This window comes from Thalassospira sp. CA1 (assembly GCF_059052855.1).
The window spans coordinates 96,919-112,836 of sequence record NZ_JBZCIA010000006.1 but is presented as its reverse complement, the minus strand read 5'-3'; the positions used below and the strand labels follow the sequence as shown (position 1 = coordinate 112,836).

The following is a 15,918-nucleotide window of genomic DNA, read 5'->3' as shown; positions in this document are numbered from 1 at the left end:
CGCAGATGAAATCGCATAAGCATAACGGGAAAACGTCTGGTTCAGGATCAACTCTACAGCATGAATGAAAACCAAAAAACCATCGATCTCGCCGAGAAGTTGTGGACGCGCTTGCGCGGGCAGAAGCCCGACACCGGGCGGCACCCACAAATCTGTGGCGATATCCCTATGTCTATAGGTCGGGATGGAACCTGGTTCTATCAAGGTGGTCCGATTGGCCGAATTGAGCTGGTTAAGCTTTTTTCTTCCGTGTTGCAGCGTGATGAGGAAGGCGGGCACTGGTTGGTAACCCCGGCCGAGATGGCCCGGATCGAGGTCGAGGACGTCGCCTTTATCGCAGTTGAAATGCAAAACGAAGGCGAAGGCAAAGATCAGAATATCCGTTTTCGGACCAATATCGACCAGTGGGTGGAACTTGATGATGATCATCCCCTGCGCGTCGAACACGACCCCGAAACCGACGAACCATCGCCTTATGTCGGGTTGGAGCGCGGCCTTGAAGCGCGCCTGAACCGGGCGGTATTCTATCAATTGGTCGAATTGGCCGAAGAAATTAGTGACCCTGACCACAACATGATACGTATCGGTGTTTACAGTCATGGGAAGTTTTTTGAGATCGGTCGGATGGAGGCCACGGAATGACACCCGATGACATCGTTGCCGCCTTGCGCGCGCCAACTGGCGATGTTTTGCAGCGCCGTGGCGACCATGCGGTGGACTTTCCGGGTTCGAAATCGCGCGCACGTGCATTTGCTGACGGGGAACTGATTTCGCGTCCGGCAGCCGTTCTGGTGCCGCTGGTCAAACGCGATGCGGGTTTGCATGTGATCCTGACAAGGCGTACTGATCACCTCAGCGACCATGCAGGTCAAATCAGCTTCCCCGGTGGGCGGCAGGAAGAATTCGACGCGACCCTTGAAGAAACCGCGCTCCGCGAGACGGAGGAAGAAATTGGTCTTGCCCGCCGTCACATCGATCTGGTCGGCCGGATTGATGATTATTACACCGTGACCGGTTATCAGGTGACCCCGGTCGTCGGTCTGATTACACCGCCATTTGATCTTAAGCCCGATGACCACGAAGTGGCCGAAGTGTTTGAAGTGCCGCTCAGTTTCATTCTTGATCCGCGAAATCAGAAACTGCAAACCGTGACGTTCGAGGGCACCCGCAGGCGGTATTTTGCGATCCCGTATCGCGAATATTACATCTGGGGCGCGACCGCCGGGATGCTGGTCAACTTTTCTGAAGTCATCCGGGCCAATGCACCATCGCTTAACCGTTAATCCGAATATTAGGACAGAGCTTTATGTTGCGACAAATCATCCAGATCGGTCTACCTCTGATCCTGCCCTTTGTGATTTACGGGCTGTGGCTGAAATGGGCCCGTGCCAAGGCCATCCGTGAAGGTCACGATATCATCCCGCCATGGAACAAGGGGCCGTGGCTGATGCTGTTTGGTTTGGGCGTGTTGCTGACCGCTGCAATCCTGATTTTCACTGCACTTGGGACTGGTGCGCCGCCCGATTCCATTTATCATGCGCCAGTATTGCGTGACGGCGTGGTCGAGCCGGGCTATTTCGAACCCAAGGAATAGAACAGCCCAGCCACCGTCGTGGCACTTGATATGACTGGTGGCAACAAGGCAGCGATGACAGCACTCGAAGTAACCGGCAGATTGCGGCCATACGGGATCATGGTCGCCGATGATACGGCCCGCGTGTTTGATGCCATTGCGCAGCAAGGCGGTTGTGCACGCTTTGTTGGTGGCGTTGTGCGTGATGCGTTGCTGAAACGTGATCTGGTTGATGTCGATATTGCCTGTGATCTCGCGCCCGAGGAAACGCAGGCCGCGCTGGAAAAGGCGGGTATTCGTGTCATTCCCACCGGCCTGAAGCACGGAACTGTCACGGCAATTACTGATGCCGGGGCCTATGAAATTACGACGTTGCGGGTCGATGTCCTGACTGATGGCCGCCATGCCGAAGTCGCCTTTACCGACAGCTGGCTTGAAGATGCCAAGCGCCGTGATTTTACCTTCAACGCCATTTACTGCGACCTTGATGGCACGATCTATGACCCGTTTGATGGCGAAACCGATTTGCGCGACGGGCGGGTGCGGTTCATCGGGGTGGCCGAAAACCGCATTGCCGAGGATTTCCTGCGCATCTTGCGGTTCTTCCGCTTTCAGGCCTGGTTTGGCCGCCCGCCGATTGATCCCGTCGGGGCGGAAGCCTGCCGCAAGGCAGTAAACGGCCTTCATGATATTTCGGTCGAACGTATTCGCGACGAGATGTTCAAGCTTCTGCGCTCGCGCAGTCCTGCTGGCACGATCAATGACATGATCGGGTTTGGCATTCTACCCGCCATTCTACCCACACTGATCCACACCGATTGCCTGCGCATCATGCAGTGGCTTGATAGCACCGCCCTTGCCGATCCGGCGATCCAGCCCGATCCGTTGCGCCGTCTTGCAGCACTGTTTGCGCCGGGGGGTGATCGACGTAACAGCGATGATAACGAAGACAATCTGGCAGCAGCCGAACGCTTTGCGCGTGATTTGCGATTGTCGAACGAAGAAACCGACCGTTTCGCCGAAATGGTTGCGCATGCGCCGCTGATTGATCCGAAATTGCGGCCAGAAATCGTGCGCCGCGATCTTTACCGGATGGGGGCCCCCGCATTTCGTGATGCCGTACTCTTGGCATGGAGCACGCGCGCCGCTGTGCCACCACGTTGCACACGGGCAGAAAATGACGAATGGAAAGCCCTGATTGAGGCCGCGGCAAACTGGCAGCCGGTGAAATTGCCGATACAAGGCCGCGATATTCTAAAAGCTGGCCTTGCACCTGCTGGGCCGCATGTCGGGGCGCTTTTAAGACAGGCCGAGGAATATTGGATCGATCGCGATTTCCAGCCCGGTCGGGATGAATTGATGGACTATATTGCCCGCCAGATCACGGCAGGCGATGAGGAGAAAGAATGACGACAGGCGCAATTGGACATCGGATTTGCTGTTTTGGTGACAGTCTGGTTCATGGTGTTCGCGACGGTGAAAAGGGCGGCTGGCCGATGCGTTTGGCCCGGCGTCTTTTGGACGAGGCCGGGCGTGACGTCACGATCTATAATCTTGGTATTCGCGCTGAAACGTCCGAGGGGCTCAAGGCCCGCTGGCAGGTTGAAGCCAGCCTTCGCATGGTTGAAGAATTCCCGACGGTCCTGATCTTCAGTTTTGGGGTGAATGACGCCAACCATGCCGAAGACCGTGGCGAGGAAACCACCATGCGGGTTTCCCCGGCAAAGTCGGCCGCCAACGCCGCCGAGATTATCGGGGCTGCTTCCAAATTGGCACCGACCCTTTGGGTCGGGCCACAGGCCGTGATTAACGGCAGCAAATCCAGCCAGGAAATCAACCAGCGTCTGGAAGGGCTGAACCAGATTTATCTCGAAACTGCGCGCGGGTTTGATGTGCCCTATCTTGATCTGCTTGCCACGACGCTTGAAGACGATACATGGCAACGCGCATTACGGCGCGGCGATGGATATCATCCCGACAAGTTCGGCTATGACCGGTTGGCAGATCTGATCTGGGAATGGGGTGCTGTGCAAAAGACCATTGGTCTTTCGGCGTTAGACGACTAAGGGTCGGGCAACCAATCAGGTCAGAATATCGAAATACTGGCCACGACCGCCGGCGCCCGAGGTCAGGTTGTTCAACGGATCGCCAGATGCGCTGTATGTCGGCGATGAGATCTTTTCGACATAGCTGTCTGAAATTGTTTTCTGTTCGCCGTCTTTCAGGAACTGCTTTTGTTCATTGCGGTCGCGTTGATAGGACTGAACAGCGCGCTCGATTTCCTGATCCGATGTCAGGACAGAGGCGCGTGTCCCATCAATAATCCGGTTTTGTTCGGCAAACCGTTGCTCATCGCCACGTTGCTGGGCGATGGGGCTGGTCTGGCGGACGGGATTGGACAGCGAAAGATCAGAAAAAGGCGCGATACTTACCATTGACGGAACTGCTCGTTTGAACCGATTGGTGTTTTTAATTCGGCCGGAATATTACTCAGAGTGACTCGGATTTGAAGCCCTAATTTGCGCTTCAGAGCGACAAAAATGACAAGTCTTTGAAAAAGCGATCAAAGAAGTTTTGGTTCGCTGGCGTTGTTGCTGTCCGGGTCATAAATACCTGCCGCGAATCGGCGTGGACTGGTCTTTGCAAGCGCCTTGAGTTTTGCTGCTTCGACCGAAATATGATCAAGCGTGATGTCGGTGCGTTCTGCCGGAATCCGGATCAGTGCAGCACTGACACTCATCAGATCAAACCGTGCGGGTTTCCCATCGCGCCCCTTGCCGGTCAGGTATCCACTTTCACGTGTTTCCGGGTCATAAAAGCTTTTGATCTGGGCATCGAACATGGCCTGAACGCGTTGGACAGCCGCGACCGCATCCTCAAAATCAATCGATTGCACATAGGCAAAGAAATCATCGCCGCCGATATGGCCAACAAACCAGTCATTCTGGCTCAGGACCTTGCCCAGGATGTCCTTGAAAAGCAGGATCGCGCGGTCACCTTGACGGAAACCGTATTGGTCATTGAACGGTTTGAAATTGTCGAAATCGAAATAAACGGCAAATCGGCGTCGGCGCGGCTCGGCCAGGGCGCGGGCGGCATAGCGGTAAATCGCACTATTGCCCGGCAGGCGGGTCAACGGGTTTTCATCGCGCGCATTTAGCGTATTGCGCTCATTGACCGCCCGCAAAAGTGCACTTTGATCCAGAACACCCAGATACTGGTCGTTTTCCGTCAGGATCACCCCATCCAACGCCTCGGTCGCGACAAAGGTTTCAAGAAGCTCCGACAGGCTGGTGCGGATATCGGCAACCGGACAACGACGCAGGAAACGTTTGATATTTGCCCGGTTAGCCGGGTTTTGCAGTAGTTCACGGCCAAACGGCGTGTAGATAAACGCCTTGAATTCTGAATCCCGGACAATGCCCAACGGCTTGCCGTCATGGTCGACGACCGGCACCAGCGAGATATCCGGATTTTGCTGGAAGTAGCTCAGGATATCGACCGGATTGATATCAATCGGCAGGGCCGGTGTTTCCAGCAGGTAGGACCTGACAACATCATCATCGCGATCTGACTGGCGGCGCGAATCTGCCGCGATGTCGGCGGCTGAGGACACAATATCGGTCTGTTCGGGAATATCGAGTGACGGGCGCGCGATAAAGAAACCCTGCACCAGATCACAGCCCAAACGCCGACAGCACAGGAACTCCTCACGGGTTTCGACACCTTCGGCGACGACCTGGGCTGCGATCATGTGGGCGAACGCTGTGATTTGCGTGACAAACAGTTCCTTGCGACGGTCACGGTCGATGCCATCAATAAAAAACCGGTCGATCTTGATGATGTCAGGTTCGCATTCATAAAGCGCACGCAACTGGGCAAAGCCGCTGCCGTAATCATCAATGGCAATCTTGAAACCCTGACTGCGGTACCGCACCAGAATGTCTTTGAGGTAGCCGGCATTGCTGATGTCGTGGCGTTCGGAAATCTCAAGGAAGATGGTATCGCGTTCAAGTCCGGCATCGCTCAGCAGGGCGGCAGTCTGACCGGGTTGATAATCCTCGGTCTTAACGACGCGATTGTCGAAATTATAAAAAAGCTTGAGCCGCTTGGCGCCGGGGAAACGCGCGAACTTCTCAATCGCCTTGGCGCGCAGCATCATATCGACACTGTGCAGGTTGCCAGTATCCCATGCGGTATCAAACAGCGCCTGAATGGATGTAAATCCGGCTTCTTCCCAGCGCCGCAAAAGCGCCTCATAGCCGAAAACATGACCGGTGTGCGGACTGACAATGGGCTGGAAGGCGAAGTCGACTTTTTCGACGACCTGCTGCCAGTTACGGAGCATGACCGGTTGGGTCATGGGTCGGTCGGATATCCACTGTTCATCTGCATCAAAGGTCAAATGCAGTACCCCGATCTTCAAAATGGTCGGCTTTCCCGGAAGTTGTGAGAATTAGAAGTTCCGAGGTTTGCTGTTATCCCAGATATGACAACAAGTTCATGACAGTGGGGTTACGAATATGTGACATCCGCAGAAAACATCCGCTTTTTTATCAAGAAACGGCTGGGTCTCTATACAAAGGGGTTAGACAAATCGACGAACCCGATACTGCTTCGACTAACCAATTGCCCGTGTGGCCAGCGGATGATGTTCCTGAACCAGTCCGCGCAGCCGTGACTCGAGAACATGGGTATAAATCTGCGTGGTCGAGATATCCGAATGGCCCAACATCTTTTGCAGGCTCCGCAAATCTGCACCATTGGCGAGAAGGTGACTGGCAAAGGAATGGCGCAAGACGTGCGGCGATACCTTTGATGGCGGGACACCGGCTTCAATCGCCAGATCCTTGATCATCTTCAGAAACATCTGACGGGTCAAATGCCCGGTTTTCCCCCGTGACGGGAAAAGGTATGAGGATTGCCCGGGGCGATCCACCTGGCCGTTTGATTTGTCTGATGGAATAAAGGCATCACGCACTTCAAGATAATCACGCAGCGCATCACGGGCCGGATCGGAAAGCGGCACCAGCCGTTCCTTGCTGCCCTTTCCGCGCACAATCAGCATCTGCGGATCACGCGCCGCTGCGGCAAAGGGGAGCTCGACCAGCTCCGAAACGCGCATGCCGGTGGCATACATCAGCTCCACCATCGCAAGTAACCGCTTGCCCTTGATGCCCGGATGATTGGTGGCGGCGATGATCAGACGATCAATTTCCTCAATCGACAGGAATTTTGGCAGGGTCTGGCCCTGTTGCGGGCTATCGATATTCGACGACGGGTCATCATTGCGATACCCGTCGGAATAAAGGAACTTGTGAAACTGTCGCAAGGCCGACAGGCGTCGCGCCTGTGTGCGCGGGGCGAGCCCGGCAAATCCCAGTTCGGCCATATAGCGTCTGACATCCGCATCACTTGCCGATACCGGATCGGCTTTGCCCGCAGTCAGCGATGACGCATAATCTTCAAGATCACGCCGATAGGCATCAAGCGTGTGCACACTGGCCCCGCGTTCAGCCGCCATCATTTCCAGAAAGGCCGATATCAACGAGCTTGTCAGTGCCTTGGCCATGACCGGTCCTGCCAGTGATTAAAGAGCCTACTGATTAAACGACATCAGCAGTTCTGTCGCCAGACGCCGCGCGTCATTTTCCTGCCCGATGATCAGAAGCGATGTCACGGTATCGCTCAGGACCTTGGGGTCGGCATTATCAACGGCTGCGACCTGTTGGGCCTGAATGGCCAAGGCCGCGGTTTTCGCCTTTTGCCGCGCAGCCGCAGCTGCGTTGAGTTGATGCGAAACCGCACTGCTGGTTGTCATGCGTTGTTCGGCATAGGGCGCGGTCAGAATGCTGTCCCACAACGTATTGGGGACTTCGATGCCGAAACCTTCAAACAGGTTGAAGATCAGTTCGCTATAACGTCTTGCCGCGGCCTGATCACCGCGCGCAGCCTGCATTTCCTGCCATTCGACCATGCGGGCACGATGACGGGCAAGGGCGGCTGCGCGATCAGATGCACTTTGCACATCCTCCGCCGAGGCCGAGTTGGGTATGACGGTTGCCGATGCCATGCCGCCACTTGATGTCGGTGCGCCCGGCACGACGGCACCACCGAGACCAAAGTTTTGCGTCGGGCCGGATTGCGGATCAGACCCAAAACTCTGCGAAGAACTTCCATCCGTTGCCATAGCTGTCGGTCGAACGGCACCGGTTTCTTCAAGACCGGAAATCGCCAGAACCGGATAAAGCAGGCTCAGGCGTGATGAAATGTCGTTTGAGGCATTCGCCGATGATTTGGCAACCTGAAGCCAGTTCTCTGCCCGCTCGAAATTGTTTGCGGCAATTGATGCCCGAAGGGCGGGAACAGCAAACCACGAAAAGTCGCCATTCACCGGAATGTCGGTCATCAGCGGTGCTGCCAGCCTTGCGGCCTGCATGAAATCGCCTTCAAAATCCGCGGCTTCAAACAGGGCGGCCAGAATTTCGGCCCGTGCGGCAGCAACATCACTTTGTGCCGCGGCCTGATAAAGCTTTGCATACTGGCGCGCCTGAATGCCTTCGCTGGCATCATCAAGAACGCTTTCCAATGCCGTCGGTTCGAAATTCACCGACTGATAGACATCAGCCAGCTTTTCCGGGCTGATCAGGCCGAGGTTTTCAGCCTTGCGGGCGGCCTCAAGGCGAACATCGGTCGCAGTCGCATCGGCGGTGGTGATGCCAATGATCGCGGCTGGATTGTCGGTTTCAAGCTGGCTGGTCGGGATCGATTGTTTGGCAACCGCCAGAAGAGCCAGATCGATCGGGCGCAAATCGGTTAGCAATTCGGCATCGGCAGTGCTGCCACTGCGGATTGCGGAAACCAGACCAAAGAAGGTGGCATCGCCTTCGCCACCCATTTCACGCACAAGATCGACGTTGAAGGCTGCTGAAGTCGGGTCATTGGCGTAAAACGCGCACATCGCCGCCGCCTTGAGCCAGAAAAGTTCCTCGTAACTTGCGCCGTAACCTTCAATCGCGTCACACGCCGCATCGATGTTTGAACCGATCAGAAGGGCGTTAACCTCTGCCTGTGCCAGCATCGAGCCGCGCGATCCTTGCGGGGCGGCGCGGACAAGTTCGATGGCGTCATCAAGCGCGCCCATGTCGATCAACTTCGCAACACGTGCTTCAAGCAGGCTGATATCAGCCGACCCCTGAGGCAGGGCGGCTGCGGACAGCAGCATGCGTCTTTGCAAGTCACGTGCAGCATGGGTCGCCGGGGTCGCTGGCAATTCTGAAATCAGTTGTGCAGCAGACCGGCGGGTGGCGCCATTCCACATATCGGTGCCAAGGCCACCGCGCGATTGATCAATTGTCCCGACGGCCTCGGCGTCGACTGCGCCAAGCGACAGAGATTGCACCGCGTTCGGATCCGACGGGAATGTATCGGTCTGGGTATTGCCAGATGACGTATTGCCGAAGCCGCCTGATCGTGGGGCCGATGTGGCCTCCGGATTTGTCGGGCTTGGGGCAACCTGGCGTTCCGCGTCCTGTTCTGCTTCCTGTTTTAAAAACAACGGCACGGGGGCCGAGTTTTGCGCGCTTGCAGGGGCGGAACCAAGTCCCGTTCCCGTCATCATGGCCAGTACACAGGTCTGCATTAACAGGCGGGAACGCAATGTCATCTTAGTTAAACCTCGAATTCGGGATGGTTTCTTCGATTTGGGCGGTCGGGGCAGGAATGTCCCAGGTCACCAGGAAAGTGGCACCGCCGGCAATCACGGCGATAACCAGCAACAGGATGATGCGCGATAAAATTCTCATTTTAATCCAGACTTCGAAGCGTTTAAGCGATGGACGCGAATACCAGTATGCGGACGAAAATCAAAGATGCAAGAACCGCAACCGCCAATCATTTTGGCGATCCGTCCAAGTATCTTGAACCTGTCATCGCATTGGGTTGGTCGCACTCCAATTCGGCAACTTAAAGGCAGTATAAGTGCCTGTTACTCACAGAGAGTTAATGCCATCACGCAGAACAACATTGGGCAAAACGATGCAAAGGCATGCCTAAAGTGACTGAAAGGGGCAATTTGGCGCAGTATTTTTGTCGTGTTTTCTGTCCGGTTTGCTTGCGTTCGGGGGCAAGCTGGCCTAAAGATTTGGGTAATTTGTATCTCAATGATTGAACCACAGGACTGCAAACCGAACATGGACAGCAACATTGCCGAGTCGGGTTTGCACGAAGACGTGATCGCCAAAATTCGGGACGGCCTGAAAGGCCGGACATTGGTGTTCATTGGACTGATGGGTGCAGGAAAAAGCTGCATCGGCCGTATGGTCGCCAAGGAACTCAAACTGGATTTTGTCGATGCCGACCGCGAAATTGAAGAAGCCGCTGGCTGCTCGATCGCCGATATCTTCAAGCTTTATGGCGAAGAGGCGTTTCGCGACGGCGAGGAACGTGTAATTGCCCGTTTGCTTGATGGCGAACAGATCGTGTTGGCCACAGGCGGTGGTGCGTTCATTCGCGAACGTACCCGACAATTAATCCTCGAAAAATCCGTATCGGTCTGGCTGCGTGCTGACCTTGATCTGCTGATGCACCGCACCAGCGGGCGGACCCATCGCCCGTTGCTTAATAACGGTGATCCCCGACAAATTCTCGCGGATCTGATCGAGACGCGTTACCCGGTCTATGCCGGGGCAGACATTATTTTCGACTGTGATGAATCCTCAAAGGAAGCCACCCGCGATGCGGTTCTTGAACTGCTTGCCAATTCCTTTGATGACAACGGTCAAGTGATCAAGACAGGAACCTGACAGAGTGAGCAATCACGACACCCTTCGCGTCGAACTTGGCGCGCGCAGCTATGACATCCTTGTTGGCAGCAACCTTTTGGCCGATACCGCCAAATATATTGCCCCGTTCGTCAAGAAGGCCGGTGTGGTCGTGATCAGCGATGCGGCACTGTCGGACAATCATTTGCCGACCGTGCTGGCATCGCTTGACGGGGCGGGCATTCCTCACCGCGAAGTCGTCGTGCCGTCTGGTGAAAAGTCCAAAAGCTTTGCCATGTTCGAAAATGTCGTCGAACAGATTTTGGCGATGGGGATCGAACGCTCCACCCTGATCATTGCCCTGGGTGGCGGGGTTGTTGGCGATCTTGCCGGGTTTGTTGCGGCATCTCTGTTGCGCGGTCTTGATTTCGTTCAGATCCCGACCACTTTGCTGTCGCAAGTTGATAGCTCCGTTGGTGGCAAGACCGGGATCAATTCCAAGTCGGGCAAGAACCTGATTGGTGCGTTTCATCAGCCGCGTCTGGTTCTGGCCGATACCTCGGTTCTTGATACCTTGCCAGCACGTGAATTGCGGTCGGGTTATGCCGAGATTGCCAAATACGGCCTGATCGATGATCCGGAATTCTTTGCCTGGCTTGAAGAAAACGGTCAGGCGGTTCTTGATAAAGACGGGTCTAAGCGCCGCCAGGCCGTCATCAAAAGCTGTGCGGCGAAGGCCCGCATTGTGTCCGAGGATGAACGCGAAGGCGGCAAGAGAGCACTTTTGAACCTTGGTCACACCTTTGGCCACGCGCTGGAAGCCGAAACAGGATATGGCGAGAAACTTTTGCATGGCGAAGCCGTTGCCATGGGTATGGTGATTGCCCATGACGTGTGTGGTGCCATGGGTATGGCGCCTGCCGGCGAGAAAGACCGGATTGTTGCCCATCTGAAATCGGTGGGCCTTCCGGTGACGGCGTCTGAGGTCACCGGCATGCATTGGGATATCGACAAGGTGATCAGTCACATGTCGCGCGACAAAAAAGTCCGCGATGGCGAGATCACCTTTGTCATGACCCGCGGGATCGGCAAGGCATTTACATCCAAGGCAATGGATGTTGAAAAAATGCGTGCGGCGATCACCCGATCCTGCCGCGGTTGATCTAGATTATTCTGATCCACAATGCGTGTGGGTCGATGGACGTGCATGGTGGCGGTCACTTCGCGGTGGTGACTTTGCCGCCAATGTGTTGTTGTTAACTTGTTTAACGGCATTTGACCTTATAGATGAACACAGAACAAACTTGCTCTGTTGCAATCACCGCTTGGAGACGGCCCTGAATGACGATCACGATTGTCGTGATTTTTTTGCTGCTGATGCTTTCGGCATTCTTTTCTGGCTCGGAAACCGCGCTGACGGCGGCGTCGCGTCCGGTCATGCATCACAAGGAACAGGATGGTGACATTCGGGCCGCAATCGTCAACAGGTTACGGCGCTATCAGGAACGGCTGCTGGGCGCGATCCTGCTTGGCAACAACATGGTCAACATTCTGGCCTCTGCCCTTGCAACATCGGTGATGATCGAACTGTTTGGTGAAAACGGTGTCGTTTATGCGACGGCTGTGATGACAGCACTTGTTCTGATTTTCTCGGAAATTCTGCCAAAGACCTACGCGCTTCAGCATGCCGATACCATGGCGCTGCGGGTCGCGCGCCCGATGAGCATCCTTGTCGTTCTGTTCGCGCCGATCACCCAGACCATTCAGGTCCTGGTGCAGGCCACCCTGCGCCTGTTTGGCAGTGGCGAGGGCCCCGGTCTTGATAGCGAACGCGAATTGCGTGGTGCGATCGAACTGCATGCCGATGACGTGGTTGTCGGTAACCATCATGCCGAACGCACGATGTTGCACGGGGTGCTTGATCTTGAAGATGTCGGCGTTTGGGAAATCATGGTGCACCGTCGCAAGGTGCAAATGATCGACATTTCCCGCCCGATGGAAGAAATCCTTGATACGGTTCTGGCAAGTCCGCACACCCGTATTCCGATCTACGAAAAGGATCCGGACAACATTGTCGGCGTTCTGCATGCGCGTGAAGTTCTCAAGGCGATTGTACGCGGGGCCAAGCCGGCCAGCGCCGAGGATGTCCGCGAACTGAGTTCCGAACCCTGGTTCATCCCGGATTCAACCACCCTTGCCGACCAGCTCAAGGCGTTCAAGGAACGGCACGAACATTTTGCCATCGTCGTTGACGAATATGGCGCTTTCGAAGGCGTTGTGTCGCTTGAAGACATTCTGGAAGAAATCGTTGGCGATATTGCCGATGAAACCGACGTCGAAGTAGTTGGTGTACAGCCGCAAGCCGACGGATCGGTCATTGTGCGTGGCGATGTCACCATTCGCGACCTGAACCGTCGCTTCGGCTGGCGTCTGCCTGATGAAGAAGCCGCAACCGTTGCGGGTCTTTTGCTATACGAAACCCGGCGTATTCCCGATGTCGGGCAACAGTTCCGTTTCCACGGTTTTGAGTTTGAAGTGCTGCGGCGTATTCGCAACCAGATCACCCGTGTGCGCTTGCGTGCGGTGACGGATCCGGCTGGGGAAGAGCAGGAGTAAACCTTCTTCCCCCGATTTGCCGGTGTGTTGCCGGCAAACCACTATAGCGTAAAAAATTTCAGCTTTATCTACTTATGGGTTAAACTCTTGTTTCAGGGTCTTGACCCAAAGGATTGCAGGGCCACTTGCAAATAAGGGCCCGTCACACTGTGTCATCCAGTGACGTCATTTCTATGTGACGTCAGTCAGTGTGAAACCAGATGATCTGATCGGGTTTGGGCATGTGGCAACAGCAACCTGCAGAGAGAGATGCATGGATACTAAAATTGTACCGGGTGTGGTCCAGGAACAATCCATCGCGACACTCAACCCCGCCGATTCCGTAATGGAAGCCGTCACCATGATGGCCGAGCGTAAGATTGGCGCTGTCATCATCGTTGATAACAACGCCAGACTGGCTGGAATTTTTACCGAGCGTGACCTTGTCAACCGCGTGGTGGCAAAGGGGCTGGATGCGGCATCTGTACCGCTTTCCAAAGTCATGACCGCTGATCCCGATACGCTTGGTCCGAATGATTCCGCCATGAGTGCGCTTGATCTGATGAGTGCACGGCGATACCGCCACCTGCCGGTTGTCGATGGCGACAAGGTTGTTGGCATGGTGTCGATCCGTGACCTGTTTAACGTGGTCAAACGCCAACTCGAAGAAGATGTGCGGGAACGCGAAAAGTTCATCTTCGGCTCGGACTACGGCGTGGCCTGAAGCCACCGGTTTTCTGTAAGCAGCATATGGCATCGGCCTGATCGGGAATTCCCCGTCAGGCCTGTGCGCCGTGAAGAATTCCGATGAATTTCCCGAAATTCCGGTGACCATCTTTCGCCGCCAGGTTTGGGCGGCGGGAATGACGGAAAATGCGTTTGCGACTTGACAGCATGCAGGTGAACGTCTTTACGTTTACGTAAAGGAGAAATTCCGATGCCACTGTCCCGCCCCGCAGAACGCGAACACATCCATACCCGCACGGTGACCTGTCAGGGGTTCCGGCGCAAAGATGGCCTTTGGGATATCGAGGGCCACATCACCGATGTCAAAACCTATGGTTTTTCCAATCATGATCGGGGTGAAATCCCCGCTGGCGAGCCGGTCCACGGGATGTGGATACGCGTTACCATTGGCGATGATCTTGTTATCCGCGAGGTCGAGGCCGTAACCGACTTTGCCCCGTTTTCGGCCTGCGATGCGATTGCCCCGAATTACGAAAAGCTGGTCGGTTTGAAGCTTGGCCCGGGCCTGCGCAAACAGATCCGTGACCGGGTAGGGGGCGTTTATGGCTGTACGCATCTGAATGAATTGATGGGCCCGGTTGCGACCACGGCGTTTCAGACAGTTTTCCCGATCCTTGCCAAGGAATCCCTCCAGGCGCGCGATGAAAACGATGACAAGCCGCCACGACGCAATCCCTTGATCAATACCTGCCATGGCTGGCGCAGTGACGGCCCTGCCGTCAAACGGATATCCCCGGAACTCTATACCGGTGACGATTAACCGGGGCGTCTTGCAAGTGCATCTGTGCGGTCCAATATCCAAATGGTCCGTAACGTGTAATTGTCAGGTGGCGTGTGTTCATGTTGCGCCGGTGTGGAAACGCCAATAACGAGAAAGATTGCAAAGGCTTCTTGCACCCGTTTGAAATGGCGGTGTTCTGTTGTTGCTTGACTGCCATACTGCTTCTGACGGCATCCATGGCGAAGGCACATGATCTTGCATCGCCGCAGGCAGAAGCCGGACAAGCCAATCTTGATGAACAGGATGGCTTCCTGATCTTGCAGACCAACCTGCACCCTCCCTATCAGGAACTTCAGAACGGCATACTCAGCGGATATTCGGTCTCGATCCTGAACTGTGTGTTTGATCGGCTTGATATTGGCTATGGGCTGGCGATTGCACCCCGCCAACGTAACCGCGAAATGGTGCGCACCGGAAAGGCTGACGGGTTCTTTTTGGCCCGCATCAGCGACACGATGGACGAATACGCCGTGGCGTCAAATCCGTTGGCGCTTGAAAAATGGGTTTGGGTGTCGCCCGCGATCAAATCGGATGATCCCCGTGTCAGTCGGCGGCCCAAGCCTGGTGATTTTTCAACTGTCGGGGCGATACTGGGATCGAACGAGGCCGAATGGCTGCTTGAACAGGGTTACACGGATGTGATGCGCGTACCTTCGATTGCGTCACTGGTCGGGCAAGTCGCAGCAGGTCGGGTCGAATATGCCCTTGTCGATAAGCACAGTTTTGAATTCGCCCGCAAGGAACTGCAACTGACAGCCGATAAGTTCCGGGTGCAGTTCGAGCGCTATGTGCCACTGGTTGTGTATTTTTCCAAACATTACGTTGCGACTTTCCCGCGACTGCTTGATGACCTCAATGCCGTTTTGGAATTTTGTGAAACCCGCCCGATGCATTTGGAAGCCTGGGAACGCGAAGCAATCCAGAATGTTCAACTGCCCGGTATTCGCCAGTTTGCAAGTTCGCCGGAACTTTTGGGCCATGTTTTTAACCAGTTGGATGGGACAGAAATACAGGGTGCCGATCAAAAACGTCTTACCGATCAAGAATGGATCACGCTGGCGCGCGAAGGTGCCGCCAGTGCAATCGCGACGGAAATCCTTGGCAATGATTTGTCAAAATACCTTCGCACGTTTCAGGCCAGTATTGGTGAACAAGTGGCAGAGGCATTCGTGTTTGACACCCATGGTCAGATCATCGGCATGAGCCGCCTGACATCGGATTTTGATCAGAGTGACGAAGCCCAGTTTCAGATGATCGATATCCTTAATCGTGAAAAGGCATTGATCACTGATATTTGGTATGACGCCTCGACCCGTGCGTTCCTGTCGCAAATCACGGTGCCGATCATTGACCCGGATAGTGGTCAGACACTTGCCGCCCTGACGGTGGGCCTGAACGTTTCTGCAGCACTGCGTCCGGAAAGCTGAAATCAGGCATCGGTAGGCATGGGTAAATCGCCC

16 protein-coding genes are annotated in these 15,918 nt (G+C 55.2%); 11 read left to right on the top strand and 5 right to left on the bottom strand.

Going from position 1 to position 15,918, the window contains the following annotated elements; all coding sequences use genetic code 11:
* Window positions 1–60: 60 nt before the first annotated feature.
* Genes AC5Q5A_RS12035 through AC5Q5A_RS12015 form a run of 5 tightly spaced genes read left to right on the top strand, consistent with a single transcriptional unit; the run spans window position 61 to window position 3,639 of the window.
* Entirely contained in the window at window positions 61–642 is a 582-nt protein-coding gene (locus tag AC5Q5A_RS12035) for a DUF1285 domain-containing protein (protein ID WP_063089140.1), read from the top strand.
* Window positions 639–1,283, top strand: coding sequence for a CoA pyrophosphatase (locus tag AC5Q5A_RS12030; protein ID WP_063089139.1), 645 nt, complete (start codon window positions 639–641; stop codon window positions 1,281–1,283). Before AC5Q5A_RS12035 ends, AC5Q5A_RS12030 begins: the two co-directional genes overlap by 4 nt.
* A gap of 23 nt (window positions 1,284–1,306) precedes the next feature.
* On the top strand, window positions 1,307–1,594 hold the full coding sequence (locus tag AC5Q5A_RS12025; RefSeq protein ID WP_008889887.1) for a hypothetical protein: 288 nt from the start codon (window positions 1,307–1,309) through the stop codon (window positions 1,592–1,594).
* 30 nt (window positions 1,595–1,624) lie between these two features.
* A complete protein-coding gene (locus AC5Q5A_RS12020) occupies window positions 1,625–2,983 on the top strand; it encodes a CCA tRNA nucleotidyltransferase (protein ID WP_493895426.1) in 1,359 nt (452 codons plus the stop codon).
* Entirely contained in the window at window positions 2,980–3,639 is a 660-nt protein-coding gene (locus tag AC5Q5A_RS12015; protein WP_493895425.1) for a DUF459 domain-containing protein, read from the top strand. The genes AC5Q5A_RS12020 and AC5Q5A_RS12015 overlap by 4 nt, the downstream gene beginning before the upstream one ends.
* A gap of 15 nt (window positions 3,640–3,654) precedes the next feature.
* Here the strand turns inward: AC5Q5A_RS12015 and AC5Q5A_RS12010 are convergent, their stop codons facing one another.
* The 5 genes from AC5Q5A_RS12010 to AC5Q5A_RS11990 all read right to left on the bottom strand — a co-directional run bounded on the left by AC5Q5A_RS12010 (window position 3,655) and on the right by AC5Q5A_RS11990 (window position 9,378).
* The gene (locus AC5Q5A_RS12010) at window positions 3,655–4,008 is read right to left on the bottom strand and encodes a hypothetical protein (protein ID WP_493895424.1); all 354 of its coding nucleotides are present in this window, start codon (window positions 4,006–4,008) and stop codon (window positions 3,655–3,657) included.
* Window positions 4,009–4,136: 128 nt separating this feature from the next.
* A complete protein-coding gene (locus tag AC5Q5A_RS12005; protein ID WP_238538672.1) occupies window positions 4,137–5,936 on the bottom strand; it encodes an EAL domain-containing protein in 1,800 nt (599 codons plus the stop codon).
* Between the two features lie 258 nt (window positions 5,937–6,194).
* Entirely contained in the window at window positions 6,195–7,145 is a 951-nt protein-coding gene (locus AC5Q5A_RS12000; RefSeq protein WP_493895423.1) for a site-specific tyrosine recombinase XerD, read from the bottom strand.
* A 27-nt stretch (window positions 7,146–7,172) separates the two neighbouring features.
* Entirely contained in the window at window positions 7,173–9,239 is a 2,067-nt protein-coding gene (locus tag AC5Q5A_RS11995; protein WP_493895422.1) for an antifreeze glycopeptide, read from the bottom strand.
* Window position 9,240: 1 nt separating this feature from the next.
* On the bottom strand, window positions 9,241–9,378 hold the full coding sequence (locus AC5Q5A_RS11990; protein WP_165374927.1) for a hypothetical protein: 138 nt from the start codon (window positions 9,376–9,378) through the stop codon (window positions 9,241–9,243).
* Between the two features lie 387 nt (window positions 9,379–9,765).
* Here AC5Q5A_RS11990 and AC5Q5A_RS11985 point away from each other — a divergent pair, with 387 nt between their 5' ends.
* From AC5Q5A_RS11985 to AC5Q5A_RS11960, 6 genes are all read left to right on the top strand, one after another.
* Window positions 9,766–10,377: a shikimate kinase gene (locus AC5Q5A_RS11985; RefSeq protein WP_338177437.1), complete on the top strand. Its 612-nt coding sequence runs from the start codon at window positions 9,766–9,768 to the stop codon at window positions 10,375–10,377.
* 4 nt (window positions 10,378–10,381) lie between these two features.
* On the top strand, window positions 10,382–11,497 hold the full coding sequence (aroB, locus tag AC5Q5A_RS11980) for a 3-dehydroquinate synthase (protein WP_493895421.1): 1,116 nt from the start codon (window positions 10,382–10,384) through the stop codon (window positions 11,495–11,497).
* Window positions 11,498–11,676: 179 nt separating this feature from the next.
* On the top strand, window positions 11,677–12,951 hold the full coding sequence (locus tag AC5Q5A_RS11975; RefSeq protein WP_008889896.1) for an HlyC/CorC family transporter: 1,275 nt from the start codon (window positions 11,677–11,679) through the stop codon (window positions 12,949–12,951).
* A 253-nt stretch (window positions 12,952–13,204) separates the two neighbouring features.
* Complete coding sequence (locus AC5Q5A_RS11970; RefSeq protein ID WP_493895420.1) at window positions 13,205–13,654, top strand: CBS domain-containing protein; 450 nt, start codon at window positions 13,205–13,207, stop codon at window positions 13,652–13,654.
* Window positions 13,655–13,867: 213 nt separating this feature from the next.
* Window positions 13,868–14,437 carry a DUF2889 domain-containing protein gene (locus AC5Q5A_RS11965; protein ID WP_493895419.1) on the top strand — a complete coding sequence of 190 codons (570 nt, stop codon included), beginning with the start codon at window positions 13,868–13,870 and terminating at the stop codon, window positions 14,435–14,437.
* A 167-nt stretch (window positions 14,438–14,604) separates the two neighbouring features.
* Complete coding sequence (locus AC5Q5A_RS11960; RefSeq protein WP_493895418.1) at window positions 14,605–15,885, top strand: transporter substrate-binding domain-containing protein; 1,281 nt, start codon at window positions 14,605–14,607, stop codon at window positions 15,883–15,885.
* Window positions 15,886–15,918: the final 33 nt, after the last annotated feature.